Origin of the sequence: Xanthomonas sp. F10, from assembly GCF_014206815.1 — a bacterium.
GTDB classification, from domain to species: Bacteria; Pseudomonadota; Gammaproteobacteria; order Xanthomonadales; family Xanthomonadaceae; genus Xanthomonas_A; species Xanthomonas_A indica.
Genome location: NZ_JACHNP010000003.1, coordinates 222,997 through 233,359, shown reverse-complemented (window position 1 = coordinate 233,359; position 10,363 = coordinate 222,997). Strand labels below are relative to the sequence as shown.

The window sequence follows — 10,363 nt, the reverse complement described above, 5'->3', positions numbered from 1 at the left end:
CCACTGACGGCCTGTGCTGGATCAAGGCCAGCATCAGCGTTCCCGGCCGCCGCTACCTGATCGAGACTGATCCAAGGTTCGTCGATTACAACAACTTCATCAACAGTTCTGCTGCTGCAGGTCGGCCGTGATCTCAGCCTCACCGGCACCACCGTGCAGGCCGGCAACAGCGCCGCGCTGCAGGCGGGCAACAACCTCACGCTGCAGCCGACCGCGCTGCGCAACTAGTCCGGCCTGACGCGCGGTGGCGATGGCACCAGCCTCACCATCGGCAACAACCTGTCCCTGCAGGCCAGCAACGACCTGCAATTGCATGGCGTGGCGATCGCCGCCAGCGGCAACGCCGCATTGCAGGCTGGGCACGACCTGTCGCTGACGCCGGTCACCGATGCCAACGGCAAGGCCACGGTGCGCACCAGCCTCGCCACCGGCGGTAGCCTGCAACTGGCGGCCGGCAACGACCTCACTATCCGCCTGGCGCAGGTCAAGGCCGGCGGCGACCTGATCGCCGCGGCCGGGCACGACCTCGACGTGACCTCGGTGCTGGGCGACAGCCGCACCGTCACCGACCAGACCCGCCAGGGCAAGACCAAGGTCGTCACCACCACGACTACCTAGGACCTCGACCAGCAGGCGCTCAGCGCCGGCCACGACGTCAACCTGACCGCCGCCAAGCTCGATGCTGGCAAGGGCCTGGCGGTCGTTGCAGGCAACGACCTCAACAGCACCACCCTCACCACGGTCGATACGAGTACCACCGTGGAAGCGCGTAATCGCTTCAGGCAGCAGGTGTTGTCCTTGGCGACGCTACGGGTGGTCACAGCATCGGTAGTGCCGCGGGCGTCGCAGAGCGGAAGGCTGCACAAGTTATTGCAGATGCGACGGAAAAAGCGGCAATCAAAAATGCGGCGGCAAATTTCGCTGAGCTGCCTCCGGGCTATAGCACATTGAAATCTGCGGGGGGCTGCTGCAAATGAAACAGGTGGATTGCCGCGGGGGTTCAGACGTATAGTTAATGCCGAAGGTGAAACGGTCATTCAGGAACCGACTGGTGAGATTTACGCATCTGAGGAGGCGCTTGAAGTAGCAGCAAGTTCGGGTTTACCCGGTCTAGCTGGAGCTGAAAGTGTCGCTGCGGCTATCCAAGTTCCTGGGCGTGTTCAGTCACGTGTTAACTTGATGACTGAAGGCTGGGAGCATGTGTTAAGCCGGCATTTCAATCCAGAAGTAAATGCAAGCCAATTCACTATAGGACAGGCTGAGTTACGCACTTTGCCTCAAAGTGCGGAAGTTGTAAGTACGCCTGTAACTCGAACACTAGAAAGTGCGCAAGGCATTCGATATGTTCGAGAAGTTGATATCGGTCACCCCATTGGAATTGACAAATTTAGTGGTCAACCTACATCTATAATGACGGTTCTCACCGACAAATTCGGCAATTTAATAACAACTACTCCGGGGTTTATCAAATGAAATTAATTGGCAGCCTCATGGAGGACGGTTCTAGTAAAGAGCTTTCTAAGTCGTGGGACGGGCTCAGAGAGCCCGGAAATCAGTTGTTTGAAATACTGAAGGACGCAGTGGGGTTTATTAGTAGTGCTTTTGTACTGAACTGGACGCCCGAACAATCTGAGGATATATATACTGTTTTGGTTAATGGTAGAGAGGTTATTTTGTTTGAAGTTTCAAAGTCCAGCGGAGAAGTTTTGAATTTTAGAAATGTTAGCGTAAAAGAGTATGAAAAGTCACTCCGTTCAAGACAGAGTAAGATAAAGTTGGCGGTTGCTATTGAGTTAGCAAGTAAGCAGTAAAAACAAAATTCAAAAAGAATAGCGGTAGCAAAAACAACTGGTTTTTTGCGACCCGCGGACATTTTTCTTAACGCCACATCCGTCTTAAGGAAAATGTTCGTATTAGCCAAATTTTCCACTAAGAAGTCAAAGCGCTCATCTGAGTTTCTAGACCGAGTTGCCCTGTAGGGCAGGTTAACAGCCAGCAACCCACGACGTCCATTCGAGGCGAAACGATAAATCGTTGCTTTTATGAAAGAACTGTTCAATCAGCTATGCGATGAATCAGATCCGTATTGGATTGTTAAATCATACTTCAATAGACTATATGCTGACGGTTACGTCTTGGAGGCATTGGGACATTTAGTGAATAAGTGGGGCTTCAGTACAGATGGCGCGTACTGTAATTTCGCAGATAGAAATAGCTTTTTTGATGAAGATCATTTTGATGGTGTCGAGTTCTCTTATGGATATCCTCCCAGGATTGAGAATACTATTGTTGTGAGTGAAGAAGCTTGCTCTAACTGCATTAAAATGGCATGCGAAAAATATCTTCAGTATCACCCCGAGGATTTCGATAAAGTAAAAGGAATTTTGGATCTACTTTCTTTTTAAGTCATGTAGAATTTTAGGATTTCTTTGTCTTTGCAGTTACGGAGCCAGGGAATTTATAAGGTCGCATGCCAGTGAATATTGCCCAGAATATTGTCCTGGAACCCTGCCCTGCCGAATCACCGCTTTTCAGCGGTATGCTTCGACCCTGACCAGCAAGCAGTCCATACGATGACCGACACCGCCGACGTTCCCGTTCTCTCCACCATCGAAGCCCGCGCCCTCGGCTGCCTGATCGAGAAGGAAGCGACCACGCCGGATGCGTATCCGCTCACGGTCAATGCGACGGTGGTGGCGGCCAATCAGAAGACGTCCCGCGAGCCGGTGATGACCCTGAGTCCGGGCGATGTGCAACACGCGCTGCGGCAACTGGAGGGGCGCGGCCTGGTGCGGCAGCAGTTCTCTTCGCGCGCCGAGCGCTACGAGCATCGGTTGGCGTCGGCGTTGGATCTGACCCAGCAACAGGTGGCCTTGCTCGGCTTGCTGTTGTTGCGCGGCCCGCAGACGGTCAATGAGTTGCTGACGCGCGCTGAGCGCATGGCGCGCTTTGCCGATGCGGACGACGTCCGGCATCAGTTGGAACGGCTGGCGCAGCGGCAGTTGGCGGTGCAGTTACCACGTGCCAGCGGGCAGCGCGAGGACCGTTACATGCACTTGCTCGCCGGTCCGGTGGATGCGGAGGCGCTCGCGGCCACGTTCAAGGCACGGCCGGCGGCGTCGGGCCACGACGAGTTGGAAGGCCGGGTGCAGGCGCTTGAGGCCGAGGTGGCGGAGTTGCGCGAGATCGTGGCGCAGTTGCAGGCGCAGCGTGGCGCCGAGTGACGTGCTGCGGGTGTCCTCTGGAGAGAGCCTGCTGTAAACACGGAGGATCACGTGTAGGAGCGGCTTAAGCCGCGATGCGCTCTACAGGGGATGCCTGTCGCGGCTGAAGCCGCTCCTACAGTTGCGACGACAGATGCCGCTACGCCACGGCAAAGGCGCATTGCTAAAGCCACTTGGAAACACGCCAAGTCGCTCATCGAGCGCAGCGCCCCGCGATCGCAAGATCACCCCATCTCCACCTGCGGTATCACCGCCAGCATATCGGTCACGCCGACACCCACACCCGCCTGGCTGAGCAGGGTGGTCGCTTGGCCGCGGTGGTGGGTCTGGTGGTTGAAGAAGTGCAGCAGCAGGTCGCCGAAGCGCCGGCAGTGCGATTCGCCACGGGTATTGCGATAGCGCAGCGCCACATCGAGATCGTCGGGCTGCAGTTCCGTCATCCAGGCGGCGATCGTCGCATCCAGCGCCTCGCGCTGCGTCTGCAGGTCCGCCAGGCAGTCGGCCTGCGGCACGTCCAGGGCGGCCGGGACCGGCTTGGCGGCGATGGCCTGCAGCGCCGGGTGCCGGGCCGGATGCTGGGCGAAGCGCTGTAGCCAGATCGTATCCGCCACCACCAGGTGGTTGAGCGTGCCCAACAGCGATCCGAAGAAGGCGCCGCGCGGTTCGGCGATGGCGGTGTCCGGCAGGGTCGCGGCCGCGGCGTAAAGACGCTGGTTCATCCACTGGCTGTAGTCGGCAAACAGCCGCAGTGTGTGCAAGGTGTCCATGCTCAGGCGCGGTCCTGGGGCGCGTGCAGTTCGCACAGATGGAGTTCGACCTCGGCCGCCTCCGGACTCAGGCGCACCTGCCCCTGCGCGACGAAGCCCAGCGCGGCGAGCAGCCGCAGCGAGCGCGCATTGCCTGGGGCCACGATCGCGTAGACCCGCGGCAGCGCCAGCACGCTGCGCGCGTACTCCAGCACGGCGCGCGCCGCCTCGCTGGCATAGCCCTGGCCCGCGTAGGGCTGCAGCAGGGCGTAGCCCAAATCGGGCGCGGGCAGGGTTGGCCGCAGCACCAGCCCGGCCACGCCAAGCCAGGCGCCGTCGTCGCGGCGTTCCACCGCATACAGGCCGAAGCCGTGCTCGGCGTAGCTGCGCGCCGAGCCGTCGGCGAGATAGCGGCTGGCCTGGGCTTCGTCGCGCACGCCGCGGTCGCCGATGTGCGCCAGGAAGCCGGGGTCGTTGAGCAGGGCCAGCATCGCCGCCGCGTCGCGCTCGGGGTCCAGCCGACGCAGCAGCAGGCGCGCGGTCTCGATCACGGTGGACATGCGGCGCTCCTGCGGGTCGGGGCGTCAGCGTGCCGCCGCCGTTACGGCTTGGCAAGCGACGCACCCGCGTTTCGTGGGGTAGACGCCTCGATGCAGCAGGTTCGGGAAGCGCGAAATCCCCTGCGCAGAGGCCACCGCGTCCGACATCCCGGTCACACATAACAAACGTCTAGTTAACAGCTTCACATGGGGTGCCGGTATTCTGACGCCCATGCGACCCATCCCCCGTCTCGCCACCTTCCTGTCCCTGCTCTCCCTGGCCGGCCTCGCCGAGGCCCGCGGCGTCATCGAGAAAGTGCAAATCGAGGGGCTGAACAAGGACGAAGACGAGGCGATGATCGAGAACATCCAGGTCTCGCTGTCCCTGTACGACGCCATCGGCAAGGACCAGGGCGAGTCGCGCCTGGAGTATCTGCTGAGCCAGGCCGAGCGGCAGACCCGGCAGGCGCTGGAGCCGTTCGGCTATTTCACTCCCACCATCACCGTCGACGCGCCGCGCCAGGACGACAAGCTGACCGTGGTGGTGCACGTGGACAAGGGCGAGCCGATCCGGGTGCGCAATTTCCATGTGGGCATCACGGGCCCGGCCGAGGACGACCGCTACCTGGGCGAGGACCTGAAGAACTTCCGCCCGCGCCAGGGCGACATCTTCGTCAGCAGCGTCTACGAGACCAGCAAGGTCACCATCACCCGGCGGCTGGCCGAGCGCGGCTACTTCGATGCCGACTTCACCCAGCGCAAGGTCGAGGTGACCCGCGCCGACCACGCCGCCGACATCGACCTGAGCTGGGACAGCGGCCGCCGCTACAACATGGGCCCGATCCGCTTCCACCAGGACTACTTCAACCAGAAGCTGTTCGATCCGCTGGTGTACTGGAAGGAAGGCAGCTACTACCACGAAGGAAAACTCGACCGCTTGCGCGAGTCGCTGGTCAAGCTCGACTACTTCAGCGTGATCGACATACAGCCCAAACCGGAAGAGGCCGACGCCAACGGCGAGGTGCCGGTGGACGTCAACCTCACCCGCGCCAAGCGCAGCATCTACACCGCCGGCCTCAGCTACGGCAGCGAGAGCGGCGCCGGTGTGCGCCTGGGCGTGGACCGCCGCTACGTCAATGCGCGCGGGCACAAGCTCAGCACGCAGCTGGATTACGCGCAGAAGCGCAAGAGCTTCATCACCAGCTACCGGATCCCGGCGTTCCGCTGGCTCGATGGCTGGTACACCACCTCGCTGCGCGTCTACGACGAGCAGACCGACTACATCGACCTGCGCAACGTCAAGCTCACCGGCAGCCGCAGCGGCCAGATCAACGAGCACTGGACCGCCATCGCCTCGATCAACGCGTTGCGCGAGCGCTGGCGCTACGCCACCGACGAGGTGTTCGACGGCGCGCTGTACCAGACCTCCACGCTGTTCTATCCGCAGATCGAGGCCGACTACGTCGGCGTGGACGACAAGGTGTTCCCGCGCAAGGGTTTCAGCGGCAACATCAGCCTGCGCGGCGGCGCCGAGGGCGCGGGTTCGGATGCCAGCTTCGTGCAGGCGCACATGCGGGTGAACTGGTTCCACGGCCTGGGCGACAACGACCGCCTGATCCTGCGCGGCGAAGCCGGCAGCACCTGGACCGACGCGCTGGTGGCGATGCCGCCGAGCCTGCGTTTCTTCGCCGGCGGTGACAACAGCATCCGCGGCTACGCGTTCCGCGAGGTCGGCCCGCGCACGCCGCGGCCGGATCGCTTCGCGCTCGGCGCCAAGCACGTGCTCACCGGCAGCGCCGAGTACGAGCACTACTTCAAGGGCGGCCCGTGGGGCGGCGCGGTGTTCGTCGACAGCGGCAGCGCCTTCGACGACACGCCGGATTGGCACACCGGCGTCGGCTTCGGCCTGCGCTGGCGCTCGCCGGTCGGCCCGGTGCGGGTGGACGTCGCCCATGGCTTGAACGATCCCGACTCGCAGTTCCAGCTCTACCTCAACATCGGAGCCAACCTGTGAGCGCGCCGATCGAGCCGACGTCGCCCGCCTCGCCGCCGCCGCGGCGCCCGCGTTTCTATCGGCGCAAGCGCTTCTGGTGGGGTTCGGCGCTGACCATTGCCGGCCTGGTGCTGCTGGCCGCGATCGCGCTGTACTGGCTGCTGCAGACCGTGGCCGGGCGCGACGTATTGCTGGCGCAGGTGGTGGCGCGGCTGCCGGCCGGCTCCACACTCACCTGGGAGCGCGCCGAAGGGCCGCTGGCCGGCCCGCTGACCCTGCACAACCTGGATTTCCGCTACAACGAGATCCACTTCACCGCCGAGCGCGCCTACCTCGATCCGGACATCCGCCCGCTGCTCGGGCGCAAGCTGCAACTGGACGCGCTGGAGCTGACCAACGCCACGCTCAACCTGGCCAAAAGCGACGAACCGTTCGAACTGCCGCGCTGGCCGCAGTCGTTGCCGCAGATCGAAGTGCCGCTGGCCCTGCAGGCCGACCGCATCGCCATCGATGGCCTGCGTATCACCCAGGCGCAGCAGCCGATGATCGACATCCGCACCCTGCGCGGCGGCGTGGAAGTGGCCAACGGCGAGTTCCGCGCCACCCAGGTGGTGGTGAACAGCGACCGCGGCGATTTCGGCGTCAATGGCGACTACCTGCCGGGCCAGGACTACAAGGCCGACCTCACCGCCAGTGCCGTGCTGCCGGCCGCGCGCGGGCGTACCCCGGCGCGCCTGGGCCTGGTCGCGCGCGGCGACCTGGACAAGATGGAAGTGGCCATCGCCGGCAACGCGCCGGCGCCGCTGCGCGCCACCCTGGTGTTCACCGGCCGCACCGATCCGGTGTGGGAGTTCGCCGCCAGCAGCAAGGCGCTGGATCCGTCGCTGCTGGTACCGCCGGCCGACGACGCGCCGGCGGCGGTGCCGTTGGCCTTCGACCTGCGTGCCAAAGGCAAGGGCGGCAACGCCGACCTGCAGGGCGAACTGTCGCGCGACGGGCAGAAGCTCGTGCTCGATCCCTCGCACCTGAGCCTGGACAACCAGGTGCTCACCGTGGCGCCGCTGCAGCTGCGCGCGTTCGACGGGCAATTGCGTTTGCGCGGCACCGCCGATCTGCGCGACCCGGACAATGCGCAGTTGCGCTTCGCGGTCAACGCCAGCGGCATGACCTTCACCACTGCGCCGGATCCGTCCACCCCGGACGCGCCAGCGGTGCCGATCAAGCTGGTCGAGGCCAACCTGGGTGTGGCCGGCACGATGAAACAGTGGGCCACCTACGGCGAAGCCACCGTCGCCCGCGGCAAGGACAGCGCCAACCTGCTGCTGGACGTGCGCGGCGACGATCGCCAGGCGCAGTTGAAGCAGGTGCGCGCGACCATGCCCAGCGGCACGCTCGACCTCGGCGGCACCGTGGCCTGGGTGCCGGAGTTGAACTGGGACGTGCAAGGCACGCTGGCTGGGTTCGACCCGGGCTACTTCGCACCGGGCTGGGACGGCAAGCTGTCCGGCACCTTCGCCTCGCAGGGCAAGCAGTTGCCGGCGCGGCCGGACGGCAGCGCCGCCGGCTACCAGGCCACGCTCGACATCCCGCGCTTGAACGGGCGCCTGCGCAGCCGCGCCCTCGATGCCAACGCCAAGCTCGCGCTGCAGGGCAGCCAGGGCGAGGGCAAGCTGCAGCTGAGCCTGGGCGACAGCCGCCTGCAGATGCAGGGCAAGGTCGGCGACCAGCTCGACATCGATGCGCAACTGCAGCCGCTGCAACTGGCCGACCTGCTGCCCGGCGGCGCCGGCAGCTTGCGCGGCAGCGTGCAGATCAAGGGCCGCCGCGATGCGCCGGACCTCACCGCCGACCTCACCGGCAATGGACTGAAGTGGGACAGCTACGGCGCCGACAGCCTCAGCCTGCGCGGGCGCCTGCCCTGGCGCGGCAACGGCGGTGAACTGGCGCTGCGTGGCAGCGCACTCAATGCCGGCGTGCTGCTGCAGACGCTGAGCGTGGATGCGCGCGGCGCGGTCGAAAACCTGCAGCTCGATGCCAAGACCCAGAACGATATGGGCGCATTGGCCCTGGCCGGGCAAGTGCGCCGCGACGGCGCGCGTTGGCAGGGCGCCTTGAACACGCTGCGCATCGCCCCGGCCAAGGGCGAGCCGTGGCAACTGCGGCAGGCAGCCAATTTCAGCGTGGCCGGCAGCGCCTTCAGCCTGTCCGAGAGCTGCCTGGCGCCGGGCAGCGGCGGCGCGTTGTGCGTGTCCGCCGACTGGCCGAAGCAGGGCCTGACCCTGCGCGGCGACGCCCTGCCGCTGGCCCTGGTGCAGCCATGGCTGCCGCCCAACAGCGGCCGCAAGATGTACCTGCGCGGCGACCTGTCCATCGACGGCAGCTTCAAGCCGGCCGGCAATGCCTGGCAGGGCTCGCTGCGCCTGGCCTCGCGCGAAGGCGGCCTGCGCCTGGGCGACAACGCGCGTGGCGAACTGCTGCGCTACGACCAGTTCAGTTTCGTCACCGATTTCAGCGCGCAGCACATTCATTCCAAGCTCGGCATCGGCTTCCAGGGCGACGGCTTCGTCGATGCCACCGTCGACACCGGCTGGGACGCGTACGCGCCGCTGACCGGCGAGATCTACATGAACATGGCGCGGCTGTACTGGCTGGAGCTGTTCTCGCCCGACCTGGTCCGGCCCAAGGGCTTGGTCGAGGGCCACGTCAGCCTGCGCGGCACCCGCTCGCAGCCGGCGATGGGCGGCGACGCCACGCTGAGCAACTTCACCGGCGAACTGCCGGCGCTGGGCCTGACCCTGAGCGAAGGCAAGGGCCGCTTCGACGCGCAGCCGGATGGCTCGGCGCGCATCGTCGCCTCGGTCAAGTCCGGCGAAGGCACGCTCAATGTCGATGGCGGCCTGTCCTGGTACGGCGACCGCACGCCGCTGCAGTTGAATATCCGCGGCACCAACGTGCTGGTGTCCAACACGGCCGAACTGCGCGCGGTGGCCAACCCCGACCTGCAGTTCGGCATCGCCAACAACACCATGATGCTGAGCGGGCAGGTCACCGTGCCCTCGGCCGATATCGATCTGGAGCGCTTGGACCGCGGCACCTCGCTGTCCGAGGATGTGGTGGTGCTGGATCCGGCCGACCCCGAGGCCGCGCCGAGCTCGCCGCTGGAAATGGATCTGCGCGTGACCCTGGGCGACCAGGTCAAGATGGCCGGCTTTGGCCTCAAGGGTGCACTGACCGGCGCCATGCAGGTGCGCTCGCGGCCGGGCCGCGAAATGACCGCCACCGGCGGGCTGGACGTCAGCGGCAAGTACAAGGCGTACGGGCAGGACCTGACCATCACCCGCGGCCAGCTCACCTGGAGCAACAACATCGTCTCCGACCCGCGCATCAACATCCGCGCCCAGCGCCAGGTCGCCGACGTCACCGCCGGCATTGACGTCACCGGCCGCGCCACCGCCCCGCATGCGGATGTGTGGTCGGACCCGTCGATGTCGCAATCCGAAGCGATGTCCTACCTGGTACTGGGCCGCAGCCTCAGCAACACCAGCAGCGCCGAAGCCGACCAGGTTACCGCCGCAGCCAGCGCCCTGTCGGCCGGCAGCGGCCTGCTCGCCTCGCAGCTCGGCGCCAAGCTCGGCTTCGACGACGCCGGCGTCAGCCAGTCGCGCACCCTCGGCGGCTCGGTGGTGGGCTTCGGCAAATACCTCTCGCCGAAACTCTACGTCAGCTACGGCGTGTCGCTGATCGGCAGCGGCTCGGTGCTGACGCTGAAATACCTGCTCGGCCGCGGCTTCGACGCCGAAGTGGAATCGAGCACGGTGGAGAACCGTGGGTCGGTGAATTGGCGGAAGGAGAAGTAAAAAG

Annotated in this window: 10 protein-coding genes; 8 read left to right on the top strand and 2 right to left on the bottom strand. The window is 64.8% G+C overall.

Features of this window, described 5'->3' with window-relative positions; genetic code table 11:
- Positions 1-66: 66 nt before the first annotated feature.
- The 6 genes from FHR56_RS20775 to FHR56_RS17840 all read left to right on the top strand — a co-directional run bounded on the left by FHR56_RS20775 (position 67) and on the right by FHR56_RS17840 (position 3,224).
- Positions 67-228, top strand: a complete 162-nt coding sequence (locus tag FHR56_RS20775; RefSeq protein ID WP_345776740.1) for a hypothetical protein — start codon at positions 67-69, stop codon at positions 226-228.
- An 81-nt stretch (positions 229-309) separates the two neighbouring features.
- Positions 310-618 (top strand): hemagglutinin repeat-containing protein, encoded by a 309-nt coding sequence (locus FHR56_RS20700; RefSeq protein ID WP_237473138.1) that lies wholly within the window; start codon positions 310-312, stop codon positions 616-618.
- A 561-nt stretch (positions 619-1,179) separates the two neighbouring features.
- Positions 1,180-1,473 carry an adhesin gene (locus FHR56_RS17855; protein WP_160946893.1) on the top strand — a complete coding sequence of 98 codons (294 nt, stop codon included), beginning with the start codon at positions 1,180-1,182 and terminating at the stop codon, positions 1,471-1,473.
- Positions 1,470-1,811 (top strand): hypothetical protein, encoded by a 342-nt coding sequence (locus FHR56_RS17850; protein ID WP_160946894.1) that lies wholly within the window; start codon positions 1,470-1,472, stop codon positions 1,809-1,811. Before FHR56_RS17855 ends, FHR56_RS17850 begins: the two co-directional genes overlap by 4 nt.
- A 231-nt stretch (positions 1,812-2,042) precedes the next feature.
- Complete coding sequence (gene cdiI / locus FHR56_RS17845; RefSeq protein WP_160946895.1) at positions 2,043-2,405, top strand: ribonuclease toxin immunity protein CdiI; 363 nt, start codon at positions 2,043-2,045, stop codon at positions 2,403-2,405.
- A 168-nt stretch (positions 2,406-2,573) separates the two neighbouring features.
- Complete coding sequence (locus FHR56_RS17840) at positions 2,574-3,224, top strand: DUF480 domain-containing protein (RefSeq protein WP_160946896.1); 651 nt, start codon at positions 2,574-2,576, stop codon at positions 3,222-3,224.
- Positions 3,225-3,448: 224 nt separating this feature from the next.
- On the opposite strand, the gene FHR56_RS17835 is transcribed toward FHR56_RS17840, so the two are convergent.
- On the bottom strand, positions 3,449-3,991 hold the full coding sequence (locus FHR56_RS17835) for a DinB family protein (protein ID WP_160946897.1): 543 nt from the start codon (positions 3,989-3,991) through the stop codon (positions 3,449-3,451).
- A 2-nt stretch (positions 3,992-3,993) separates the two neighbouring features.
- Positions 3,994-4,530, bottom strand: a complete 537-nt coding sequence (locus tag FHR56_RS17830) for a GNAT family N-acetyltransferase (RefSeq protein WP_160946898.1) — start codon at positions 4,528-4,530, stop codon at positions 3,994-3,996.
- 211 nt (positions 4,531-4,741) lie between these two features.
- On the opposite strand from FHR56_RS17830, the gene FHR56_RS17825 reads away from it, so the two are divergent.
- Both FHR56_RS17825 and FHR56_RS17820 read left to right on the top strand, forming a co-directional pair.
- Positions 4,742-6,523, top strand: coding sequence for an autotransporter assembly complex family protein (locus FHR56_RS17825; RefSeq protein WP_160946899.1), 1,782 nt, complete (start codon positions 4,742-4,744; stop codon positions 6,521-6,523).
- Positions 6,520-10,359, top strand: coding sequence for a translocation/assembly module TamB domain-containing protein (locus FHR56_RS17820; RefSeq protein WP_160946900.1), 3,840 nt, complete (start codon positions 6,520-6,522; stop codon positions 10,357-10,359). Before FHR56_RS17825 ends, FHR56_RS17820 begins: the two co-directional genes overlap by 4 nt.
- The last annotated feature ends 4 nt before the right edge of the window (positions 10,360-10,363 follow it).

Excerpts from the sequence above, each read along its gene's own strand:
- FHR56_RS17850 (WP_160946894.1), top strand. The coding sequence starts at position 1,470 with ATGAAATTAATTGGCAGCCTCATGGAGGACGGTTCTAGTAAAGAGCTT.
- FHR56_RS17830 (WP_160946898.1), bottom strand. The coding sequence starts at position 4,530 with ATGTCCACCGTGATCGAGACCGCGCGCCTGCTGCTGCGTCGGCTGGAC.
- FHR56_RS17835 (WP_160946897.1), bottom strand. The coding sequence starts at position 3,991 with ATGGACACCTTGCACACACTGCGGCTGTTTGCCGACTACAGCCAGTGG.
- FHR56_RS17825 (WP_160946899.1), top strand. The coding sequence starts at position 4,742 with ATGCGACCCATCCCCCGTCTCGCCACCTTCCTGTCCCTGCTCTCCCTG.
- cdiI (WP_160946895.1), top strand. The coding sequence starts at position 2,043 with ATGAAAGAACTGTTCAATCAGCTATGCGATGAATCAGATCCGTATTGG.
- FHR56_RS17855 (WP_160946893.1), top strand. The coding sequence starts at position 1,180 with ATGACTGAAGGCTGGGAGCATGTGTTAAGCCGGCATTTCAATCCAGAA.
- FHR56_RS17840 (WP_160946896.1), top strand. The coding sequence starts at position 2,574 with ATGACCGACACCGCCGACGTTCCCGTTCTCTCCACCATCGAAGCCCGC.